This is a genomic window from Enterobacter cloacae complex sp. GYL001 (assembly GCF_049237125.1).
Classification (GTDB): Bacteria; Pseudomonadota; Gammaproteobacteria; order Enterobacterales; family Enterobacteriaceae; genus Enterobacter; species Enterobacter hormaechei_C.
This window is the reverse complement of record NZ_JBMKGW010000003.1, coordinates 279,949-301,649: the sequence shown is the minus strand read 5'-3', so window position 1 is coordinate 301,649 and position 21,701 is coordinate 279,949. Positions and strand designations below refer to the sequence as shown.

The following is a 21,701-nucleotide window of genomic DNA, read 5'->3' as shown; positions in this document are numbered from 1 at the left end:
AATTGTGAGCGCATCTTTATTTTTTAAAACAAGTTTTCACTTAATTTGAAAGTGCGTTTGTTTGATAGTAAGGTTAAGTTGAAAAGGTATCCACAGCGGGATCGCCCGCCATGCATTCAGGAGAGACAAGATGAAAATTGCACTGATGATGGAAAACAGCCAGGCCGCTAAAAATCCCATCATCCTTAATGAGCTGAAAGCCGTTGCTGATGAGAAAGGTTTTCCGGTCTATAACGTCGGTATGAGTGATGAGAACGATCATCATCTCACCTATATTCACCTGGGCATCATGGCGAGCATTCTGCTTAACGCTAAAGCCGTTGATTTTGTTGTTACCGGCTGCGGTACCGGGCAGGGCGCGCTGATGTCCCTGAACATCCATCCGGGTGTGATTTGCGGTTACTGCATCGATCCTGCGGATGCTTTCCTGTTTGCGCAAATCAACAACGGTAACGCGCTTTCTCTGCCGTTTGCGAAGGGCTTCGGCTGGGGGGCAGAACTGAACGTACGCTTTATCTTTGAGAAAGCGTTTACCGGACGCAATGGCGAAGGCTATCCACCAGAGCGTAAAGAGCCGCAGGTGCGTAACGCCGGGATCCTGAACCAGGTGAAAGCGGCGGTGGTGAAAGAAAACTATCTGGATACCCTGCGAGCAATCGATCCTGAGCTGGTTAAAACCGCCGTATCAGGCCAGCGCTTCCAGCAGTGCTTCTTCGAGAACTGCCAGGACAAAGAGATTGAAGCCTTCGTGCGCGGTATTGTTGGCTGATTTACTTTGCCGGGCGGTGCGTTGCCTGCCCGGCAGATAGCGTTACTTTTTCGATGAGACCGCGCTGCCCGCATCTTTAGTCAGCCGCAGCGTGTCAACCATTCCCACCAGGCAGATCAGCGCGATTGCCACAAATGCCAGCCGGAAGCTCATTCCCGGCATACCGGCAATCCCCATCGCCTCACTGACTTTTTCCCCGATACGAATACCAATCGCCCCGAGCGTGATCCCAAGCCCCACGGCAAGCTGCGTTGCGGTTGAAAACAGAGTATTGGCATAGCTCATCTGCGCCGATGGCACATCCGCAAAAGCCAGCGTACTGATGGCTGTAAACTGAATCGAACGGAAAACGCCGCCCAGATAAAGGATCAGCATGATGAGCCACGCGGGCGTCTGCGGCGTAAGAAACGCGCAGGCCAGCAACGCCAGGACATTCAACGCACCGTTAATCAGCAACAGCCGCTTAAACCCCAGGCTGCGGATAAGCGGCGTCGTCGCCGGCTTAATGGTGAGATTGCCAACGAAAACCGCCAGCACCAGCAGGCCAGAATGGAACGCGTCCATGCCAAAGCCGACCTGGAACATCAGCGGTAACAGGAACGGAACCGCGCTGATGGAGGCGCGAAACAGCGATCCGCCGTACAGGGTGACGCGAAACGTCGACACCTGCATCGCATCGAGCCTGATCATCGGCCAGGTTGCCCGCTTAAAGTGACGCAGCGCCAGGCTTAAGGCGACGACACCGACGATAAACAGCGTGGCGGTTAATCCTGTTCGCAGAGGCTCTGCGCCCATCAACTCCATCGCATAAACCAGGCTCACCATGGCAAGGGTGGTGACAACAAAACCCGGTAAATCAAACGGTCGGCGCGTATCTTCATGCAGGTCTGGAATGATGCGCAGTGCCAGCAAAATGGCGATTATCCCCAGCGGCACGTTAATAAAGAAGATCCAGCGCCAGTCGGCATAGCTGGTAATGAACCCACCCAGCGGCGGGCCGATGATCGGCGCGACCAGCGCAGGCCACGTCAGGGTGGCGATTGCCGTGATGAGCTGATGTTTTGGCGTGGTGCGTAGCACGGCCAGGCGACCTACGGGCACCATCAGCGCGCCACCCATGCCCTGGAGGACGCGCATTGCAACGAACTGATCGAGCGTGGTGGACAGGCCGCAAAATACCGAGGCCAGCGTGAAGATCGCCAGCGCGAGGGCAAACACTTTTCGCGCGCCGAAGCGGTCGGCGATCCAGCCGCTGGCGGGGATCAGCACGGCCAGGGTGATCAGATAGGCGCTGATGCCGATATTCAGATCCACCGCCTGGTCGCCGAAGCTTTTTGCCATATCCGGCAACGCGGTGGCGATCACCGTCCCGTCCAGAAACTCCATAAAGAAAGCACCGGCCACCAGCAGCGCCGCAGGCGATAATCCACGGCTCTCTTTGCCGGATACGTTTTCACTCATTCTCTTCCTGCCCGCTCAAAAAATTTTATAAACATTTACTGGAATTTATAAGCCTGTAACGTGCGGATTTATCATGGCTTTTTTTAACAAACCAGCAGCACTGAGGGTTTAATAACCGTGATGCAGGTCACAAAATGGTTGATTTTTGTGATGGTGGTCATATTATAAGCGTATTGACAATAACACCTGCATAACACGTTACTGGAGCAACATAATGAAACTGCGCAAAATCCTGAAAAGCATGTGGGCAAACTACTGCACAACGTTTAAAGACGTCCCACCGGGTGCGATGTTCTGATAAAAAAACCTGCTTCGGCAGGTTTTTTTATGTCTGCGGACGACGAGAGGGAGATGGAAGGGCGTCTGTTTTGCTACTATGGCGGCCTTTGAATAAGGAGAACCCCATGTCACAAAACCTGAGCGCCGATCAGGAACTGGTATCTGACGTCGTCGCCTGCCAGCTGGTTATCAAACAAATCCTTGATGTGATTGACGTTATCGCGCCGGTTGAGGTACGCGAAAAGATGTCGACCCAACTGAAAAACATCGATTTCACCAACCATCCTGCTGCGGCGGACCCGGTTACGCTCCGCGCGATCCAGAAAGCGATTGCGCTGATTGAACTCCGCTTCACACCGCAGGGTGAGTCACACTAAAATAAACCGATGTTTTAAAATTAGAAACTCTTTTCTGCTTTTACGTCGAAGGGCGACAGAGCCTGTCGCCCGCAGAAGGATCAGAAGAACGTCTGCACCAGCAGATAGCTCACCACGCAGGCACAGCTGACGCCAATCAGCCCCGGCAGAATAAAGCTGTGGTTGATGATGAATTTACCGATGCGGGTGGTGCCGGAGCGATCGAACCCGATACAGGCCAGATCGCTCGGATAGGTGGGCAGCACAAAGTAGCCGTAGGATGCCGGGAAGAAGGCCACCAGCATTTTCGGATCGATGCCCAGCATCAACCCCATCGGGGCGACCGCGGTCAAGGCCGCAGCCTGGCTGTTGACCAGTTTTGATACCAGGAACAGCACGATGGCAAACGTCCAGGGATGACTTTTCACCACCCCCTCCAGCGCCATTTTCAGCTCGTCGAGATGCGCCTGAAAAAAGGTATCGCTCATCCACGCCACGCCAAACACCGAGAAAATCGCGACCATCCCCGCCTTAAATACCGCCCCGTTTGAAATGGCCGACGCATTCACCTTGCAGGTCATCAGCATGATGGCCCCGGCGATCAGCATCATCATTTGAATGACAAGGTTCATCGACAGGGCCGTCATTTTGCCTTTGATCTCAAACGCCGGACGCAGCTCGGGCAGCGCACCCAGCAGGACCACTACGGCAATCCCGGCGAAGAAGATCCACGTGGACCAGTAGGCCTGTTTCGGGAAACGTTGATCCATCAACGTCTCCGTTCCTCCATAGATAAACTCCCGCTGTTTCGGATCTTTCAGCTTTTCCTGAAATTCAGGATCGTCTGCGAGGTTTTTCCCGCGACGCAAGCTCCACAGTGCCGCAATGGCGACGCCAGACAGTGAGGCCGGTACGGAGACCGCAAGAATTTCAAGGATCCCCCACGCGTGGCCGATACCGTGCTGCGCACCCAGAATCGAGACCAGCGAAACGACGGCCACGGAAACGGGGGAGGCGGTGATCGCCATCTGAGATGCCACCGAGGCCACCGCCATCGGCCGTTCCGGGCGTATGCCTTTTTTCAGGGCGATATCCGCGATAATGGGAAACATGGTGTAGACGACGTGCCCGGTCCCGCACAGGAAGGTCAACATCCAGGTGGTAAACGGTGCGAGAAGGGTGATGTGCTGGGGATGTTTACGCAGCAGGCGCTCTGCAAACTGCATCATTACATTCAGGCCACCGGCGGTCTGTAGCGTGGCCGCACAGCCGATGACGGCGAGGATCGTGAGCATCACGTCAACCGGCGGTTTACCGGGTTGCAGACCAAAGACAAAACTCAAAACAAACAGGCCGATGCCGCTTATCAGCCCCAGGCCCATCCCGCCGAAGCGGGTGCCTATCAGCAGGCAGAGGATAATGACAATAAACTCAATGGTGATCATGATGCTCCCTCGTTAATGAATGTAATTAAACAAATCATTACACGATGTATGGTTATTCATTGGGAGCAAGATCTGATTTGTTAAATGTCAGCAAAAGCAGGGAGTTGGTACCCACTCCCTGACGGGCTGAGGGATCCCCAGTAATTTGAAAGCAAAAGCGATAACGTTGCCTTCAGAATAACTGAGGGCTTTCAGCGATGCCTCGGTCCGGCTGTAAATCGCTGAGGCGTTTCCTGTAGGCCGGGGCGAGGCGCAGGGATGCGCCGAGAGGGCGGGCTTTACAGGGATGTTACCTCCGCCCGTCCCCGATAAGCCGGAAGGAATAAGCCGAAGGTACCGCGAAGCGGCGATTTTCCGCCGGAAGCCCGGGTCGCCAGGGTGGTGGCGACTGAGCCACCCTGGCACGTTCACCGGTTATGCCGTGACAGAGTAGCAAGGAACATAAAGTGAACGGAATGACCACCAGAGCCGTATGTTCCCCCTCACCCCAGCCCTCTCCCTCAAGGGAGAGGGGGCCGTCTGTGCAGGCATTATTTTGTGGGGAACTCTCAGCCCTGACGGGAGCGGGTGAAGGACTTAGTGGTGTTGCACGGTAGCAATGTCGAGAAGATGGCGGTCCGTCTGCTCCAGACAAATCCCCGCGCGTTTCGCGTTGCGGATTTCATCTGCGAGCGTCTTCAGCAGCATGCCATCCTGCTGCTGCTCTCTGTCCATATCACGTAAAAACTTGAGGGTAATGATGTCCCGTTGCGCCTTGGCTTCATCAGCCAGTTTGCTCAGCTTCGCACAGCGTTGCTCATACTCTTCGAGAGTTTTCTGGAACAGATCTTCCAGAGAAGTGTAATTATCTTCAATCGTTTCAAGCTCTTTGACGGTAGGGTTTGCCCCGACAGCTTTCAAAAAGTTAAAGACGCGCATCATGTGCGTGACGTTACTTTGCGCCTGAGTACGAAAGAAGGTGGCAGTGCCGTTGAGGCTTTTTCTGGAACACCACGCGCTCAAATGCAGATGCAGATTTGAAGCATAAAACTCCAGGTTCATCTGGGCATTCAGTTTTTGCATCATCGTTTGGGTAGTCATTCTCATATCCTTATTGACTGTGGGACTCGATGTCCGCTACTTAACCTGACCCGGCAGGTATTGACGATTGAATGGCAGAAATAGATTTCTGCAAGGTAAAAAACTCGAAAATTCACTTCCTGTGTTCGATTAAAATAAGCATACGCTTCTCTTTGACTTAAGAAAACTCTTAATTGGGCTGTGTTTACCATACATTACAAATTTAAATATAGCCCAGAACAGAAAGAGGGGTAAGAGATTGGATTTAATATAACTTGTTGATTTTAATGGGTGTGAAATTAATATTGCTCATTTTTATCGTTTCAGGAAACGTTCTTTGGCGGGAAATTCTGTAAAAGTGTTAAATCAGAAATAATATCTGCAAATATATCCTGTCGTATCAAATTTGAGCTAAATCAATTTTCACTCAATATACGGTTCTGTGATCGCGTCGCAAGATTGTGATCTGATAAAGAGTGAAAATGAAACACTGTTTTACATCGTTTCATTCGTTGAGGTTTATGATGGCTAACGTTGCGGTGCTGCTGGCACCCGGTTTTGAAGAAGCAGAAGCGATTATCACGATTGATATTCTGCGGCGTTTACAGATTGAGGTGGAGACGCTGGCCTGTGCGGAGTCCCGTGCGGTAGTGAGTTACCACAATATCCCCATGGTGGCTGACAGTACGTTAACGGGGCGCATTAATACGCTGTATGACGCAGTCGTGTTGCCCGGTGGGCCGCAGGGGAGCGTCAATCTTGCGGCTAGCAAGCAGGTGCTCCGCTTTGTTTCCGCGCATGACGAGCAGGGCAAACTCATCTGCCCGATCTGCTCTGCGGCCGCGCGGGTGCTGGGCGGTAACGGGCTACTGAAGGGGCGTCGCTACGTCTGTTCCGGCGATCTCTGGCAGAGCGTTGATGATGGAGTATATGTAGATGCGCCGGTCGTGGTGGATAATAACCTCATCAGCGGCAAGGGGCTGGGGCACGCTTTTGACTTTGCGCTGACGCTCTCTGCTCGTCTGTTGGGTGACGACGCCCCCGTGCGCGATCATGCTGAACACATCTATTACCGCTGGTAATTTTTCTGCCGGGCGCTAAGGCGTCCGGGTTACAGGGATTTCTTAGCTGACCTTATGGATAATCCTGCTTAACTCCTTTCCATTTGTAGGACAATTACGTCCTTTTTTATGTCATTTTTCGCTGAATTTATGTACGCAATTACTGTAATTCTGCGGTGTGATGTCGCTCTCTTATGGATGATTAATTTCCCGCTAAAACTATCTCCAGCAATAACGCTTATGACGAGGTAAGCGCTAATGCCTTGTTTTAAGTCCGATTAAATAAGTTGTTCGCCATTATTTCCTACAGATAAGAATGCTAAAGCTGGAGTTTACCATGCACAAATTTACTAAAGCGCTGGCGGCCATCGGCCTGGCTGCCGTTATGTCACAATCCGCTATCGCTGAAAATTTAAAGCTCGGTTTTCTGGTTAAACAGCCGGAAGAGCCGTGGTTCCAGACCGAATGGAAATTTGCTGATAAAGCCGGAAAAGATTTGGGATTTGAGGTAATTAAAATCGCTGTACCTGACGGTGAGAAAACGCTGAACGCCATTGATAGCCTGGCGGCCAGCGGCGCGAAAGGTTTCGTTATCTGTACGCCGGATCCAAAACTGGGGTCAGCGATTGCCGCGAAAGCGCGCGGTTACGACATGAAAGTGATTGCGGTGGACGATCAGTTCGTGAACGCCAAAGGTAAACCGATGGATACCGTTCCGCTGGTAATGATGGCGGCCACTAAAATCGGTGAGCGTCAGGGCCAGGAGCTCTACAAAGAGATGCAAAAACGCGGCTGGGATGTCAAAGAGACCGCCGTGATGGCCATTACCGCTGACGAGCTGGACACCGCCCGTCGTCGTACCACCGGGTCCATGGACGCCCTGAAAGCGGCTGGCTTCCCGGAAAAACAGATCTACAAAGTTCCGACCAAATCCAACGATATTCCGGGTGCCTTTGATGCGGCGAACTCCATGCTCGTCCAGCATCCGGAAGTGAAGCACTGGCTGGTGGTGGGGATGAACGACAACACCGTGCTGGGCGGCGTGCGTGCAACGGAAGGCCAGGGCTTTAAAGCACCGGACGTGATCGGGATCGGCATCAACGGCGTTGACGCCGTGAGCGAACTGTCTAAAGCGCAGGCGACCGGTTTCTACGGCTCTCTGCTGCCAAGTCCGGATGTCCACGGCTATAAATCCAGCGAAATGCTCTACAACTGGGTGACCAAAGGGGTTGAGCCGCCGAAATTCACCGAAGTGACCGATGTGGTGCTGATCACCCGCGATAACTTCAAAGAGGAGCTGGCGAAAAAAGGACTGGGCGGTAAGTAATACGCTGTGATTGCGCCCCTCACTCACCGTGAGGGGCCAGACGTACACACTACAGGAATCACGGAGTCGTTATGCAACAGTCTGATCCGTATCTCTCTTTCCGCGGCATCGGTAAAACGTTCCCCGGTGTAAACGCGCTGACCGATATCAGCTTCGACTGCTATGCCGGCCAGGTTCACGCCCTGATGGGGGAGAATGGCGCGGGAAAATCCACGCTGCTAAAAATTCTCAGCGGCAACTACACGCCCACCACCGGCACGCTGGCTATTCGCGGCGAAGAGGTGGCCTTTGCCGACACCACGGCAGCGTTAAATGCGGGCGTCGCTATCATCTATCAGGAGCTGCATCTCATTCCTGAAATGACCGTGGCGGAGAACATCTATCTGGGCCAGCTTCCGCATAAAAGCGGCGTGGTCAACCGCTCGCTGCTCAACTACGAAGCGGGCTTGCAGCTCAAGCACCTTGGGCTGGATGTCGATCCGCAAACGCCCCTTAAGTATCTCTCCATCGGCCAGTGGCAGATGGTGGAAATTGCCAAAGCGCTGGCACGTAACGCCAAAATTATCGCTTTTGACGAGCCAACCAGCTCGCTCTCGGCGCGTGAAATAGAAAATCTCTTTCGCGTGATCCGCGAGCTGCGCAAAGAGGGCCGCATCATTCTGTACGTTTCTCACCGAATGGAAGAGATTTTTGCCTTAAGCGATGCCATCACCGTGTTTAAAGATGGCCGCTACGTGCGCACCTTCACCGATATGCAGCAGGTCAACCATGACCAACTGGTGCAGGCGATGGTCGGACGCGATCTGGGGGATATTTACCACTGGAAACCGCGCGAGTATGGCCTTGAGCGTCTGCGTCTGGATAACGTCAAAGCCCCGGGCGTGCGCACGCCCATTTCACTCTCGGTGCGCAGCGGCGAAATCGTCGGGCTGTTTGGCCTTGTGGGGGCAGGGCGCAGCGAGCTGATGAAAGGGCTGTTTGGCGGCACCCGAATAACCCAGGGCCAGGTTTTCGTCGACGGGAAAAAGGTCGATATTCAGAAGCCTGCGCAGGCGATTAACGCGGGGATTATGCTCTGCCCGGAGGATCGAAAGGCCGAGGGCATCATTCCGGTGCACTCGGTGCGCGACAACATCAACATCTCTGCCCGGCGCAAGTTCATCCGCGCGGGATGTCTGATTAACGACGGCTGGGAGGCGAGCAACGCGGATCACCATATCCGTTCGCTGAACATCAAAACCCCCGGCGCTGAACAGCTGATCATGAACCTGTCCGGCGGCAATCAGCAAAAAGCCATTCTGGGGCGCTGGCTGTCGGAAGATATGAAGGTCATTTTGCTGGATGAGCCAACGCGCGGTATCGACGTGGGGGCGAAACACGAAATCTATAACGTCATCTATGAACTGGCAAAACGCGGTGTGGCGGTCCTGTTCGCCTCCAGCGATCTGCCTGAGGTGCTGGGCGTCGCCGACCGCATTGTTGTGATGCGTGAAGGTGAAATTGCCGGTGAATTGCTGCATGAACAGGCGAATGAACAACAGGCGTTGAGTCTCGCCATGCCTAAAGTTAGCCAGGCTGTCGCCTGAGTAAGGAGTCAATGATGTCCTCTGTTACTACATCCGGAGCGCCGAAGTCGGCTTTCAGTTTTGGCCGCATCTGGGACCAGTACGGCATGCTGGTGGTCTTTGCTGCCCTGTTCGTCGCCTGCGCGATTTTTGTGCCGAATTTCGCCACGTTCATCAATATGAAGGGGCTGGGGCTGGCTATCTCCATGTCCGGCATGGTGGCCTGCGGAATGCTGTTCTGCCTGGCCTCCGGTGATTTTGACCTGTCGGTTGCCTCGGTGATTGCCTGTGCAGGCGTCACCACTGCCGTGGTGATCAACATGACCGAAAGCCTGTGGATCGGCGTGCTGGCCGGGCTGCTGCTCGGCGTGCTGAGCGGCCTGGTGAACGGGTTTGTCATTGCGCGCCTGAAGATTAACGCCCTGATCACGACGCTGGCGACCATGCAAATCGTGCGCGGTCTGGCCTATATCATCTCCGACGGGAAAGCCGTGGGGATTGAAGACGAGCGTTTCTTCACGCTGGGCTATGCCAACTGGCTGGGTCTGCCTGCGCCAATCTGGCTGACGGTAGGCTGTTTGATCCTGTTCGGTTTCCTGCTTAACCGCACCACGTTTGGCCGTAACACGCTGGCGATTGGCGGCAATGAAGAGGCGGCGCGTCTGGCGGGTGTCCCGGTCGTACGGACCAAGATCATTATCTTCGTGCTTTCCGGGCTGGTATCGGCGGCGGCGGGGATTATTCTGGCGTCGCGTATGACCAGCGGCCAGCCAATGACCTCCATTGGTTATGAGCTAATCGTCATCTCAGCCTGCGTTTTAGGGGGCGTTTCCCTCAAGGGCGGCATCGGAAAAATCTCATATGTGGTGGCGGGGATCCTGATTCTGGGGACCGTGGAGAACGCCATGAACCTGCTTAATATTTCTCCGTTCTCTCAGTACGTCGTACGCGGCCTGATCCTGCTGGCGGCGGTGATCTTCGACCGTTACAAGCAAAAAGCGAAGCGTACCGTCTGATTTATTTTTAGCCATCAATATGCTCAACTATTAACCATAGTTGACCCCCTGACCGGCCCGCCAGTTTTGCTGACGGGCCGGTTGCCAAATGGCGAGCACCGTCACACTGTCTATACTTACATGGCTGTTTTGTTCACTGTAAGGAGGATTAGGGTGGCTGACTTGTTAACCGCACCGCCTGTACTGCCCGGAAAATTTGCTTTCTTTTTTGACCTCGACGGGACGCTCGCCGGGATTGAACCGCATCCGGATGACGTCGTTGTACCGGACACGGTGTTAGAGAATTTGCAGCAGCTCTCCCGACAGAACGAGGGGGCACTGGCATTGATTTCAGGGCGCTCAATGGCCGAGCTGGACGTGCTCGCCAGTCCTTATCACTTTCCGCTGGCCGGTGTGCACGGAGCGGAGCGCCGCGATATCCATGATCAACTGCATATAGTTTCACTCCCCGACACGCTGATTCAGGCGCTACATGCGCAACTCTCTTCGGCTCTGGAAATGCTTCCCGGTACGGAACTGGAAGCCAAAGGCATGGCCTTTGCGCTGCACTACCGTCAGGCGCCCCATCATGAGGCGGCGATCTTTGCGGTGGCAAGAAGCGTGGCGGAAGCCCATCCGGAGCTGGCGTTACAGCCGGGTAAATGTGTGGTCGAGATTAAACCGGCTGGAATTAACAAAGGCGCTGCCATTGCAGCGTTTATGGCGGAAGCGCCGTTCAAAGGGCGTACGCCAGTCTTTTTTGGGGATGACCTGACCGACGAGGCCGGGTTCAGGGTGGTAAACCAGGCCCAGGGCATGTCTATCAAGGTTGGATCTGGTGAAACCATTGCCGGATGGCGGCTGGAAAATGTCGCCAGCGTCTGGCAGTGGATATCTGACGTCGCTAACCAGCAACAACAACAAATAGCGCAAAACAACGGGAGAAATCATTATGGGTCGCTTAGTCGTCGTCTCTAATCGCATCGCACCGCCGGATGATAAAAAAGCCAGTGCCGGTGGCCTGGCGGTCGGGGTATTAGGTGCCCTCAAAGCCGCGGGTGGTCTCTGGTTTGGCTGGAGCGGGGAAATCAGTAATGAAGAGAAACCGCTAAAAAAGGTGTCACGGGGCAATATCACGTGGGCCTCCTTCGCCCTTAGTGAGAAGGACTACGATGAATATTATTCCGAGTTCTCAAACGCCGTGCTGTGGCCAGCGTTTCACTATCGTCTGGATCTGGTGAAATTCCAGCGTGAATCCTATGAAGGCTACATGCGCGTAAACGCGCTGCTGGCAGATAAACTGCTGCCGCTGATCGAAGATGACGATATTTTATGGATCCACGATTACCATCTGCTGCCCTTCGCCAGGGAGCTGCGTAAACGGGGTGTGAAGAACCGGATCGGCTTCTTCCTGCATATTCCGTTCCCGACCCCAGAGATCTTTACGGCGCTGCCGCAGCATGATGAAATTCTTGAAGCATTGTCTGATTACGACCTGCTCGGTTTCCAGACGGAAAATGACAGGCTGGCGTTCCTCGACAGCGTGTCGGGTAAAACCCGGCTGGTCACTCACGGCGGCAAATCTCACACCGCGTGGGGACGAAATTTCCATACCGAAGTCTACCCGATTGGTATTGAGCCAGACGAAATCGCCGAGCAGGCCTCTGGTCCGCTGCCGCCGAAGCTTGCCCAGCTCAAGGACGAACTCAAGCACGTTAAGAATATCTTTTCGGTTGAACGACTGGATTATTCCAAAGGGTTGCCGGAGCGATTCCTCGCTTATGAAACCCTGCTGGATAAATTCCCGCAGCATCACGGCAAGATCCGCTATACCCAGATAGCGCCGACCTCGCGCGGTGAGGTTCAGGCTTACCAGGATATTCGTCACCAGCTGGAGACCGAAGCAGGGCGCATCAACGGGCGCTATGGTCAGCTTGGCTGGACTCCACTTTTCTATCTGAATCAGCACTTTGAGCGCAAAATCCTGATGAAAGTGTTCCGCTATGCGGACGTCGGGCTGGTCACCCCGCTGCGCGACGGGATGAATCTGGTGGCAAAAGAGTATGTAGCAGCACAAGATCCTGCTGACCCGGGCGTGCTGGTGCTGTCCCAATTTGCCGGTGCGGCAAACGAGTTAACCTCGGCGCTGATTGTGAACCCTTACGATCGCGATGATGTGGCAAATGCCCTGAACCGCGCGTTAACCATGCCGCTTGCGGAACGTATTTCACGTCATTCAGAAATGATGGAGACCATCGTTAAGAATGATATCAACCGCTGGCAGGCGCGTTTTATTGACGATTTGCGCGCGATCCAGCCGCAAACTCAGGAAGGTGATCTGCAAAAAAAGATCGCGACCTTCCCTAAACTCGCCTGATTTTCTCCGGGGGCATTAATTGCCCCCGAGAGGCACCAGCAGGACATCCACCTGGCTTGACGAAACGATGGATTTTGCCGAGCATGCCGCCCGGGAAAAAAAGCTCTGGTTATGATTTCCGCAAATGACCAGGTCAACATTCTGTTTCTGACAAATGTCGAGAATATGTCCACTTAACTCGCCGGTGGCAATCACCGTCTGGTGGACAGGATATTTTGCCCGCTCAACCAGCTCGCGCAGAAATTGCTGCGTTTCCTCCTGAAGAACCTCACGAATATCTTCCAGCATTGGCGCTGCCAGTTGATTATACATTTCGGGTTCAGCAGCCAGGGTAATCAGACTTATGCGGGCATTATTCGGGCGGGCAATGGAAACGGCACGGGCGACGAGTTGATGACTTTCGGGGGAAACCGCAACAGAAACAAGAAGATGGGAGTAACTCATCACACACTCCTTTTATGTCAGAATGACACGTTTCTCAAGCTTTACCTCGAATCTGCCGCTTCTGCAAGAGGCACATGCGACAATAGTGTGAAGCTTATCATAATTATTCATTAATTATTCTTATAAGAAGAATAACGAAATGGGGACGCTAAATGAAAGTAATTAACAACTTAACGTAAATCACACATTTAGCCTTCCGTGCTGTTAAATCGCGTTAACCGATCGTCAACGCAAGCGTGATGGTTACCCATGGAAACTTGTTTCTCGAAAAGAAAACTTAAGCTGCTGTTTTTACTTAATTAACTCCGCCTCTTCTCTGGCGTTCGCGCCCGTTGTGACGCGAAAGGGCAGTGCTTCTTCGACGTAGCAATTTTCATACCCGATCCCCTCATCCCTCTGCATGAGTATTCGTTCCATAAGAATATAAACAAGCTTCACTTGCTCAATAAATAGTCAAATTACAAGTCGCGCTGATGGATTTATGGGTTACATTCGCGTAAATTATGTGACGTAGATCACATTTTTTTTAAATTCCAGGGGGGGCTGCATTGTATGTGTCAAAACTGACGAGTAGAGTTTGCGTCGAATTAGGAAAAATCTTAGTTATTTGTAAGAAAAGATAAAATGTGTAACCGACATTTTGGCCATGTTAACCGGTCACGCGCTTTACGACGTACAAACCTAAATTCAACTATGCATTTGGCCTTTTCTTTTTATACCGGGTGATTTCCCGGCGACATCACGGGGTGCGGTCTTTCCGCATAAAAATAATAGTTGGTTATTCGGGATGGGAAAAATGCATACATCCGAGTTGCTAAAACATATTTATGACATCAATTTGTCGTATTTATTGCTCGCGCAGCGTTTGATTAGTCAGGACAAACCGTCAGCGATGTTTCGTCTGGGTGTTAACGAAGAGATGGCAACCATGCTGGGTGGATTAACCCTCCCGCAAATGGTCAAGCTGGCTGAAACCAATCAACTTGTCTGCCAGTTCCGTTTTGATAACCCGCAGACCATTACGCGTCTGACTCAGGAATCCCGCGTGGACGATCTGCAACAGATCCACACTGGTATTCTTCTCTCCACCCGCCTGCTCAACGAAATCAGCCAGCCTGATGACGTAGCCCGGAAGAAAAGGGCTTAACAATGAGCGAAAAAAGCATTGTTCAGGAAGCCCGTGATATCCAGCTGGCGATGGAACTCATCACGCTCGGTGCGCGTTTACAAATGCTGGAAAGCGAGACGCAGCTGAGCCGTGGTCGTCTGATCAAGCTGTACAAAGAATTGCGTGGTAGCCCGCCGCCAAAAGGCATGCTGCCGTTTTCGACTGACTGGTTCATGACCTGGGAGCAGAACATTCATGCTTCCATGTTCTGTAACGCCTGGCAGTACCTGCTTAAAACGGGCTTATGCAGCGGCGTTGATGCCGTGATCAAAGCCTACAAACTTTACCTTGAGCAATGCCCGCAGCAGGAAGAGGGACCCCTGCTGGCGCTGACCCGCGCCTGGACGCTGGTGCGTTTTGTTGAAAGCGGAATGCTTGAATTGTCCCGCTGCAACTGCTGTGACGGCAATTTCATTACCCACGCGCACCAGCCTGCGGGCAGCTTCGCCTGTAGTTTGTGCCAGCCTCCATCCCGAGCCGTAAAAAGACGTAAACTTTCCCGGGATGCTGCCGATATTATTCCACAACTGCTGGATGAACAGATCGAACACGCTGTTTAACCCGAACCTGTGGGCAAGATTCCAGCAGCGGTAAGCGATTACCGCTGCTTTTTTTTACCCTGCGTTCAGGTCATGCGCTCGAAATGAACGTCCTGCCATAGTCACTAGCGGAAGGATGATGTCGTGCTTATCTTATTAGGTTACCTGGTAGTTCTCGGTACAGTTTTCGGCGGTTACATGATGACCGGCGGGCACCTTGGAGCACTCTATCAACCGGCTGAACTTGTCATCATCGGCGGTGCAGGGGTAGGGGCTTTTATCGTTGGTAACAACGGCAAATCGATCAAGGGCACGCTGAAGGCGATTCCGCTGCTGTTTCGTCGCTCGAAATACACCAAAAGCATGTATATGGATCTGCTGGCGCTGCTCTATCGCCTGATGGCGAAGTCACGTCAGCAGGGGATGTTCTCGCTGGAGCGGGACATCGAAAACCCGAAAGAGAGCGAAATTTTCGCCAGCTACCCGCGTATTCTGGCCGACGCGATGATGCTCGATTTTATCGTCGATTACCTGCGACTGATCATCAGCGGCAACATGAACACCTTCGAAATTGAAGCCCTGATGGACGAAGAGATCGAAACCCACGAGAGCGAGTCCGAAGTACCGGCCAACAGCCTGGCGCTGGTGGGCGACTCGCTTCCGGCGTTCGGCATCGTGGCGGCGGTCATGGGCGTTGTTCATGCCCTGGCCTCGGCGGATCGCCCGGCGGCTGAACTGGGGGCGCTGATTGCCCACGCGATGGTGGGGACGTTCCTCGGTATTTTACTGGCCTACGGCTTTATCTCCCCGCTGGCGAGCGTGCTGCGCCAGAAGAGCGCCGAAACAACCAAAATGATGCAGTGCGTGAAAATTACGCTGCTCTCTAACCTCAACGGTTATGCCCCACCGATTGCCGTCGAATTTGGTCGTAAGACGCTTTACTCCAGCGAACGTCCGTCGTTTATCGAACTGGAAGAGCACGTGCGCGCGGTGAAAAACCCTAACCAACAGACGACAACTGAGGACGCATGAAAAACCAGTCCCATCCGATCGTCATCGTAAAAAAGCGCAAGCATAAGGGGCACGGGCACGGTTCTCACGGCTCCTGGAAGATCGCGTACGCCGACTTTATGACCGCCATGATGGCCTTCTTTCTGGTGATGTGGCTAATCTCCATCTCCAGCCCGAAGGAGCTTATTCAGATTGCGGAATATTTCAGAACGCCGCTGGCGACGGCGGTTACCGGCGGGCCGCGCATTTCTAACAGCGACAGCCCGATCCCCGGCGGCGGTGACGATTATACCCAGCAGCAGGGCGAAGTGAAAAAACAGCCTAACATCGACGAGCTGAAAAAAAGGATGGAGCAGGCGCGCCTGAAAAAACTGCGCGGTGACCTGGATCAGCTGATTGAAGCGGACCCTAAGCTGCGCGCGCTGCGTCCGCACCTGAAAATTGACCTGGTACAGGAAGGGCTGCGTATTCAGATCATCGACAGCCAGAACCGGCCGATGTTCAAAACCGGCAGCGCCGACGTGGAGCCTTACATGCGCGATATTCTGCGTGCGATTGCACCGGTGCTGAACGGTATTCCTAACCGCATTAGCCTGTCCGGACACACGGATGATTTCCCGTACGCCACGGGAGAGAAGGGATACAGCAACTGGGAGCTTTCTGCCGATCGCGCCAACGCCTCGCGTCGCGAGCTGGTGGCGGGTGGGCTTGATGATGGCAAGGTCCTGCGCGTGGTCGGCATGGCTGCAACCATGCGCCTTACCGACCGCGGACCGGATGACGCCATCAACCGTCGTATCAGTCTTTTAGTGCTGAACCAGCAGGCGGAGCAGGCCATCCTGCATGAAAACGCCGAAAGTCAGAATGAGTCACTGGACGATTTAAAACAGCCTGGGGCCGTCCCTTCGGCTGCCGTTCCAACATCGCCACCAGCCAATCCGAGGTGATAGCGTGAGCATGGATATTACCGATTTTTACCAGACATTTTTTGATGAAGCCGACGAATTGTTGGCCGATATGGAGCAACATTTGCTGGATCTGGTGCCCGAGGCACCGGACTCAGAACAGCTCAATGCCATCTTCCGTGCGGCGCATTCCATTAAAGGCGGAGCCGGAACGTTTGGATTTACCATTTTGCAGGAAACCACCCATTTAATGGAAAACCTGCTGGATGAAGCACGACGCGGTGAGATGCAGCTCAATACCGACATTATCAACCTGTTTTTGGAAACGAAAGATATTATGCAGGAACAGCTCGACGCCTATAAAAGTTCGGCAGAGCCTGATGCCGCCAGCTTTGAATACATCTGCAACGCGCTGCGTCAGTTAGCGCTGGAAGCCAAAGGTGAGGCGTCTGCGCCCGCTGTCCCTGCGGCAAAACTGAGCGTTGTTGACGCCGTGGCCGAACCCGATACGGCGCCTGACGCGCCCGCAGGAAAACTGCGCGTGGTACTGTCACGTCTGAAAGAGAACGAGGTCAACCTGCTGGAAGAGGAGCTGGGGAACCTGGCGACGCTCAGCAACGTGGTGAAGGGCAAAGACAGCCTGGCCGCGACGCTCGACGGCGGGATCGGCCAGGATGACATCGTGGCGGTGCTCTGCTTCGTCATTGAAGCGGATCAGATTGCGTTTGAAACCGAGGCGGCGGCCGTTGAAGCGCCAGCTCCGGCAGAGAATACCCCTGCGGTAGTTGCCGCTGCCCCGGCCCTGAAAGCCGTGCCAAAAGAGACGGCTGCCCCGGCCCGCGGTGAAAAACCGGCGGCGCGTTCCAGCGAGTCCACGAGCATTCGCGTGGCGGTGGAGAAAGTGGATCAGCTGATCAACCTGGTGGGTGAACTGGTCATCACCCAGTCGATGCTGGCCCAGCGCTCCAACGAGCTGGACCCGGTGACCCATGGCGATCTCATCACCAGCATGGGCCAGTTACAACGTAACGCCCGCGATTTGCAGGAATCGGTGATGTCCATCCGCATGATGCCGATGGAATATGTCTTCAGCCGCTTCCCGCGCCTGGTGCGCGACCTGGCCGGCAAGCTCAACAAACAGATCGAACTCACGCTGATGGGCAGCTCCACCGAGCTGGACAAGAGCCTGATTGAACGCATTATCGATCCGTTAACGCACCTGGTGCGTAACAGCCTCGACCACGGCATCGAGCTGCCGGAAAACCGCGTAGCAGCTGGAAAATCGCCCGTGGGCAACCTGATCCTGTCAGCGGAACATCAGGGCGGCAACATCTGCATCGAAGTGACCGATGATGGCGCCGGCCTGAACCGCGAGCGCATTCTGGCGAAGGCGATTTCGCAGGGAATGGCGGTTAACGAAAACATGACCGACGAAGAAGTGGGCATGTTGATTTTTGCCCCGGGCTTCTCAACCGCAGAGCAGGTCACCGACGTTTCCGGCCGCGGCGTGGGCATGGACGTGGTGAAACGTAACATTCAGGAGATGGGCGGTCACGTTGAGATCCAGTCTAAGCAGGGCGCGGGCACCACGATTCGTATCCTGTTGCCGCTGACGCTGGCCATTCTTGACGGCATGTCCGTTAAAGTGGCGGACGAAGTCTTTATTCTGCCGCTGAACGCGGTAATGGAGTCCCTCCAGCCGCGTGAAGAAGATCTGCATCCGCTGGCGGGCGGCGAGCGCGTGCTCGAAGTGCGCGGCGAGTACCTGCCGCTGGTGGAACTGTGGAAAGTGTTTGAAGTGGACGGGGCAAAAACCGAGGCCACGCAGGGTATCGTTGTGATCCTGCAAAGCGCCGGACGCCGCTACGCGCTGCTGGTCGATCAGCTGATTGGTCAGCATCAGGTGGTGGTTAAGAACCTGGAAAGTAACTACCGCAAAGTGCCGGGGATCTCTGCTGCCACCATCCTGGGTGATGGTAGCGTCGCGCTGATCGTCGATGTATCGGCACTTCAGGGATTAAATCGTGAACAACGTGTGGCGAACACAGCCGCCTGATTAAGTAAAAGGTAATAACATGACCGGTATGAGTAACGTAACGAAACTGGCGGGCGAGCCATCTGGACAGGAATTCCTGGTTTTCACTTTAGGGGATGAAGAGTACGGTATCGACATCCTGAAAGTGCAGGAAATTCGCGGTTACGACCAGGTAACGCGCATTGCGAACACGCCAGCGTTTATCAAGGGTGTGACCAACCTGCGCGGTGTGATTGTGCCTATCGTGGACCTGCGCGTGAAGTTTAGCCAGGGCGATGTGGAGTACAACGATAACACGGTGGTGATCGTCCTGAATCTGGGGCAGCGCGTGGTGGGGATCGTGGTGGATGGCGTGTCTGATGTGCTGTCGCTGACCGCCGATCAAATCCGTCCTGCGCCGGAGTTTGCGGTCACGCTGTCGACGGAATACCTGACGGGGCTGGGTGCGCTCGGCGAGCGTATGCTGATTCTGGTGAATATTGAGAAGCTGCTGAACAGCGAAGAGATGGCGCTGCTGGATATCGCGGCGAATCACGTAGCATAAAACAAAGCCGGGTGGCGGCTTCGCCTTACCCGGCCTACAAATGGCTCGAACACGTAGGCCGGGTAAGCGTCAGCGCCACCCGGCTCTTTTGTAACCTTACGCCTCCTGCTCCACCAGCGCTGATTCCGCTTCCCGCGCCCCTTCATTCTGCGACAGCATCGCCGTCGCAATCCCGTTCCCCAGCACGTTAATGGCCGATCGTCCCATATCCAGGAAATGGTCAATCCCCATCAGCAGCAGGATCCCGGCCACCGGAATGTTAAAGCTCGGAATAGTTGCCGCCAGCACCACCAGCGACGAGCGCGGTACGCCCGCAATCCCTTTCGAGGCCAGCATCAACGTTAACATTAGCACCGTCACCTCGGTGAAACTCAGGTGAATGTTGTATGCCTGGGCGATAAACATCGAGGCGAACGAGCAGTACACCATGGAGCCGACCAGGTTAAACGAGTAGCCGATCGGCAGGACGAAAGAGGCGATATTACGTGAACAGCCGAAGCGCGCTAACTGCTCCAGCGTTTTCGGGTATGCCGCTTCTGAGCTGCTGGTGGTAAACGCGACCAGCACCGGATCTTTCAGCATCGCCACCAGACGGAAAATCTCTTTTTTCAGTACCATGTAACCTACCGCCAGCAATACCAGACAGGTCAGAAGGATCGCCACATAGTAACCGCCAATGAACGAGGCATAGTTCAGCAAAATGCCCAGACCCTGAGTGGCAATCACGGACGAAATCGCGGCAAAAATGGCCAGCGGCGCAACGTACATCACATAGCCCGTCACTTTCAGCATAATGTGGGAGACCACATCCAGCGCCGCCACCAGCGGGGCGTTGAATTTTTGACCTAATGACGCGCCGCCGATGCCGAAGAACATCGAGAAGACCACAATTTGCAGGATCTCATTGTTCGCCATCGCGCCGGCAATGCTGGTTGGAATGGTGTGTGACAGGAAGGCTTTCAGCGACATCCCGCTAACGGCCAGGCCGGTATCAACCGTCTCTGTCGGAATGCTCAGGTTCAGACCGCTGCCGGGTTGTTCAAGGGTAACAATAAACAGCCCCACCAGAATGGAAAGCACGGATGAGCTGATAAACCACACCATCGCTTTACCCCCGACGCGCCCAATCGTCGACGTTTCACCCAGCTTCATAATGCCCACCGTCAGGGTGCTGAACACCAGCGGGGCAATCACCATCTTAATCAGCCGCAGGAAAATATCGGTCAGCAGGGTGATGTTCTCCGACCAGGCCTGTATCGCGTCGGGCGAAGCATACTCATGGATTGCCGCACCTGAAAGAATGCCCGCCAGCATGAAAATCACGATGAAGAGCGTGAGTTTGTTTGCACTTGCCACAAAAAGATCCTCTATGCGCTAAAAGAGTTTCCTGCGTCAATGCATACAAAATTTTTATTTAAGCGCAGGAAAATATTCGGGGCATAAATTGAAGTAAAGCTGCGTGAGTTACAACTTGTTTTTAATTTTTATGAAATTCGTTGTTTTTACTATGACGATATATTGTGACGAGGATCACATTACAGGCGATATATCCTCAAATTAAGCAAGAATAATGCCCGTCTTATTTTGCTAACTCTTTGTAATGTTTGTTAATAGTCTGTTAATTGGAGGGCGGGTGTCTCACCTTCGCTGAAAGTGGTTGAAGCGTGAACCATAAACTAAATTCTCAGTAACCGCGCCGGGGAATGTTTAAGCGGGGCTAACATACTGAACAGTATGAATAAAATAGGGTAAGCGGACCATTATTTCTTCTGGAGGGTGGTAAATGAAAAGAACACTTCTTTTTATCTGCGCGGGTACACTGCTGACGGCGGCGACTGTCGGTCAGGCGCTGGCAGTCACCAGTAGCGGTACTATCGGGGCGACGCTGACGTTGACGAACGGTTGTTTGATCAACGGCTCGCCAACGCAAAACGGCATTAACTTCGGGACACTCGATTTCGGGACCCATCCTGCGACATTCTCCACCCTGACAACCCAGTTAACCGGGGCCAGCGGCGGAAACACCTTTACCATTCAATGTACCACTGCCAGTTACACGGTGGCGATCACCGGCAACACCAACGCGACCGCACCCGGAACCGTTGTCGGCACCCCCGGCACACCCGCCCGCTATCTGGTGAATACCGCCAATGCGGCACAGGGCGTGGCATACAGCCTCTATAGCGACAGCGGGTACAACAACGTGATCGCTAATAACGCCGCGTTGCCCGTAGCTTCCACAGCGGGCGGGGTGAACAGCTATACCCTCTACGGGCGCATAACGGGCGGCGGCAATAGCGTAACGGTTGTACCGGGAACCTATACCGACACGATTAACGTCAGCGTCACCTACTGATTCAG

21 protein-coding genes are annotated in these 21,701 nt (G+C 54.0%); 16 read left to right on the top strand and 5 right to left on the bottom strand.

Translation table 11 applies throughout. The features are described 5' to 3' along the window. Positions 1-130: 130 nt before the first annotated feature. Entirely contained in the window at positions 131-769 is a 639-nt protein-coding gene (locus tag ACOTWU_RS08855; RefSeq protein ID WP_003859680.1) for an RpiB/LacA/LacB family sugar-phosphate isomerase, read from the top strand. Positions 770-811: 42 nt separating this feature from the next. Here the strand turns inward: ACOTWU_RS08855 and ACOTWU_RS08850 are convergent, their stop codons facing one another. Then, positions 812-2,230 carry an MFS transporter gene (locus ACOTWU_RS08850; protein ID WP_047716598.1) on the bottom strand — a complete coding sequence of 473 codons (1,419 nt, stop codon included), beginning with the start codon at positions 2,228-2,230 and terminating at the stop codon, positions 812-814. A gap of 214 nt (positions 2,231-2,444) precedes the next feature. On the opposite strand from ACOTWU_RS08850, the gene azuC reads away from it, so the two are divergent. Both azuC and ACOTWU_RS08840 read left to right on the top strand, forming a co-directional pair. Then, on the top strand, positions 2,445-2,528 hold the full coding sequence (gene azuC / locus ACOTWU_RS08845) for a stress response protein AzuC (RefSeq protein ID WP_003859682.1): 84 nt from the start codon (positions 2,445-2,447) through the stop codon (positions 2,526-2,528). A 106-nt stretch (positions 2,529-2,634) separates the two neighbouring features. Further along, positions 2,635-2,886: a DUF2766 family protein gene (locus ACOTWU_RS08840; protein ID WP_003859683.1), complete on the top strand. Its 252-nt coding sequence runs from the start codon at positions 2,635-2,637 to the stop codon at positions 2,884-2,886. A gap of 80 nt (positions 2,887-2,966) precedes the next feature. Here ACOTWU_RS08840 and ACOTWU_RS08835 read toward each other — a convergent pair whose 3' ends face one another. Continuing rightward, positions 2,967-4,310, bottom strand: a complete 1,344-nt coding sequence (locus ACOTWU_RS08835) for an anaerobic C4-dicarboxylate transporter (RefSeq protein ID WP_126499129.1) — start codon at positions 4,308-4,310, stop codon at positions 2,967-2,969. 576 nt (positions 4,311-4,886) lie between these two features. Then, positions 4,887-5,390: a non-heme ferritin-like protein gene (locus ACOTWU_RS08830; RefSeq protein ID WP_126498674.1), complete on the bottom strand. Its 504-nt coding sequence runs from the start codon at positions 5,388-5,390 to the stop codon at positions 4,887-4,889. Positions 5,391-5,893: 503 nt separating this feature from the next. Between ACOTWU_RS08830 and ACOTWU_RS08825 the strand changes: the two genes are divergently transcribed. From ACOTWU_RS08825 to otsA, 6 genes are all read left to right on the top strand, one after another. Further along, positions 5,894-6,451 carry a DJ-1/PfpI family protein gene (locus ACOTWU_RS08825; protein ID WP_126498679.1) on the top strand — a complete coding sequence of 186 codons (558 nt, stop codon included), beginning with the start codon at positions 5,894-5,896 and terminating at the stop codon, positions 6,449-6,451. Between the two features lie 316 nt (positions 6,452-6,767). Then, positions 6,768-7,757, top strand: a complete 990-nt coding sequence (gene araF, locus ACOTWU_RS08820; RefSeq protein ID WP_017384422.1) for an arabinose ABC transporter substrate-binding protein AraF — start codon at positions 6,768-6,770, stop codon at positions 7,755-7,757. Positions 7,758-7,828: 71 nt separating this feature from the next. Further along, positions 7,829-9,343: an L-arabinose ABC transporter ATP-binding protein AraG gene (gene araG / locus ACOTWU_RS08815; protein ID WP_045142349.1), complete on the top strand. Its 1,515-nt coding sequence runs from the start codon at positions 7,829-7,831 to the stop codon at positions 9,341-9,343. Positions 9,344-9,357: 14 nt separating this feature from the next. Then, positions 9,358-10,338, top strand: coding sequence for an arabinose ABC transporter permease AraH (gene araH / locus ACOTWU_RS08810; protein ID WP_003859689.1), 981 nt, complete (start codon positions 9,358-9,360; stop codon positions 10,336-10,338). 153 nt (positions 10,339-10,491) lie between these two features. Beyond that, on the top strand, positions 10,492-11,295 hold the full coding sequence (gene otsB / locus ACOTWU_RS08805) for a trehalose-phosphatase (protein WP_126498673.1): 804 nt from the start codon (positions 10,492-10,494) through the stop codon (positions 11,293-11,295). Further along, on the top strand, positions 11,270-12,694 hold the full coding sequence (gene otsA, locus ACOTWU_RS08800) for an alpha,alpha-trehalose-phosphate synthase (RefSeq protein ID WP_045142350.1): 1,425 nt from the start codon (positions 11,270-11,272) through the stop codon (positions 12,692-12,694). Before otsB ends, otsA begins: the two co-directional genes overlap by 26 nt. A 15-nt stretch (positions 12,695-12,709) precedes the next feature. On the opposite strand, the gene uspC is transcribed toward otsA, so the two are convergent. Then, entirely contained in the window at positions 12,710-13,138 is a 429-nt protein-coding gene (uspC, locus tag ACOTWU_RS08795) for a universal stress protein UspC (protein ID WP_017384418.1), read from the bottom strand. A gap of 796 nt (positions 13,139-13,934) precedes the next feature. Here uspC and flhD point away from each other — a divergent pair. From flhD to cheW, 6 genes are all read left to right on the top strand, one after another. Further along, positions 13,935-14,285, top strand: coding sequence for a flagellar transcriptional regulator FlhD (gene flhD / locus ACOTWU_RS08790; protein ID WP_003859693.1), 351 nt, complete (start codon positions 13,935-13,937; stop codon positions 14,283-14,285). A gap of 2 nt (positions 14,286-14,287) precedes the next feature. After that, complete coding sequence (flhC, locus tag ACOTWU_RS08785) at positions 14,288-14,866, top strand: flagellar transcriptional regulator FlhC (protein WP_003859695.1); 579 nt, start codon at positions 14,288-14,290, stop codon at positions 14,864-14,866. A gap of 123 nt (positions 14,867-14,989) precedes the next feature. Then, positions 14,990-15,877 carry a flagellar motor stator protein MotA gene (motA, locus tag ACOTWU_RS08780; protein WP_003859696.1) on the top strand — a complete coding sequence of 296 codons (888 nt, stop codon included), beginning with the start codon at positions 14,990-14,992 and terminating at the stop codon, positions 15,875-15,877. Beyond that, a complete protein-coding gene (gene motB, locus ACOTWU_RS08775) occupies positions 15,874-16,803 on the top strand; it encodes a flagellar motor protein MotB (RefSeq protein WP_003859697.1) in 930 nt (309 codons plus the stop codon). The genes motA and motB overlap by 4 nt, the downstream gene beginning before the upstream one ends. Positions 16,804-16,807: 4 nt before the next feature. Beyond that, positions 16,808-18,817, top strand: a complete 2,010-nt coding sequence (gene cheA / locus ACOTWU_RS08770; protein WP_017384416.1) for a chemotaxis protein CheA — start codon at positions 16,808-16,810, stop codon at positions 18,815-18,817. A gap of 19 nt (positions 18,818-18,836) precedes the next feature. Further along, complete coding sequence (cheW, locus tag ACOTWU_RS08765; RefSeq protein ID WP_003859699.1) at positions 18,837-19,340, top strand: chemotaxis protein CheW; 504 nt, start codon at positions 18,837-18,839, stop codon at positions 19,338-19,340. Positions 19,341-19,436: 96 nt separating this feature from the next. Here cheW and ACOTWU_RS08760 read toward each other — a convergent pair whose 3' ends face one another. Then, positions 19,437-20,696 carry a dicarboxylate/amino acid:cation symporter gene (locus ACOTWU_RS08760; protein ID WP_017384415.1) on the bottom strand — a complete coding sequence of 420 codons (1,260 nt, stop codon included), beginning with the start codon at positions 20,694-20,696 and terminating at the stop codon, positions 19,437-19,439. Positions 20,697-21,123: 427 nt separating this feature from the next. Between ACOTWU_RS08760 and ACOTWU_RS08755 the strand changes: the two genes are divergently transcribed. Then, positions 21,124-21,696 carry a Csu type fimbrial protein gene (locus tag ACOTWU_RS08755; protein WP_015570264.1) on the top strand — a complete coding sequence of 191 codons (573 nt, stop codon included), beginning with the start codon at positions 21,124-21,126 and terminating at the stop codon, positions 21,694-21,696. Positions 21,697-21,701: the final 5 nt, after the last annotated feature.

Coding starts and splice junctions, on each gene's coding strand:
- ACOTWU_RS08855 (WP_003859680.1), top strand. CDS start 131: ATGAAAATTGCACTGATGATGGAAAACAGCCAGGCCGCTAAAAATCCC.
- ACOTWU_RS08850 (WP_047716598.1), bottom strand. CDS start 2,230: ATGAGTGAAAACGTATCCGGCAAAGAGAGCCGTGGATTATCGCCTGCG.
- azuC (WP_003859682.1), top strand. CDS start 2,445: ATGAAACTGCGCAAAATCCTGAAAAGCATGTGGGCAAACTACTGCACA.
- ACOTWU_RS08840 (WP_003859683.1), top strand. CDS start 2,635: ATGTCACAAAACCTGAGCGCCGATCAGGAACTGGTATCTGACGTCGTC.
- ACOTWU_RS08835 (WP_126499129.1), bottom strand. CDS start 4,310: ATGATCACCATTGAGTTTATTGTCATTATCCTCTGCCTGCTGATAGGC.
- ACOTWU_RS08830 (WP_126498674.1), bottom strand. CDS start 5,390: ATGACTACCCAAACGATGATGCAAAAACTGAATGCCCAGATGAACCTG.
- ACOTWU_RS08825 (WP_126498679.1), top strand. CDS start 5,894: ATGGCTAACGTTGCGGTGCTGCTGGCACCCGGTTTTGAAGAAGCAGAA.
- araF (WP_017384422.1), top strand. CDS start 6,768: ATGCACAAATTTACTAAAGCGCTGGCGGCCATCGGCCTGGCTGCCGTT.
- araG (WP_045142349.1), top strand. CDS start 7,829: ATGCAACAGTCTGATCCGTATCTCTCTTTCCGCGGCATCGGTAAAACG.
- araH (WP_003859689.1), top strand. CDS start 9,358: ATGTCCTCTGTTACTACATCCGGAGCGCCGAAGTCGGCTTTCAGTTTT.
- otsA (WP_045142350.1), top strand. CDS start 11,270: ATGGGTCGCTTAGTCGTCGTCTCTAATCGCATCGCACCGCCGGATGAT.
- uspC (WP_017384418.1), bottom strand. CDS start 13,138: ATGAGTTACTCCCATCTTCTTGTTTCTGTTGCGGTTTCCCCCGAAAGT.
- flhD (WP_003859693.1), top strand. CDS start 13,935: ATGCATACATCCGAGTTGCTAAAACATATTTATGACATCAATTTGTCG.
- flhC (WP_003859695.1), top strand. CDS start 14,288: ATGAGCGAAAAAAGCATTGTTCAGGAAGCCCGTGATATCCAGCTGGCG.
- motB (WP_003859697.1), top strand. CDS start 15,874: ATGAAAAACCAGTCCCATCCGATCGTCATCGTAAAAAAGCGCAAGCAT.
- cheW (WP_003859699.1), top strand. CDS start 18,837: ATGACCGGTATGAGTAACGTAACGAAACTGGCGGGCGAGCCATCTGGA.
- ACOTWU_RS08755 (WP_015570264.1), top strand. CDS start 21,124: ATGAAAAGAACACTTCTTTTTATCTGCGCGGGTACACTGCTGACGGCG.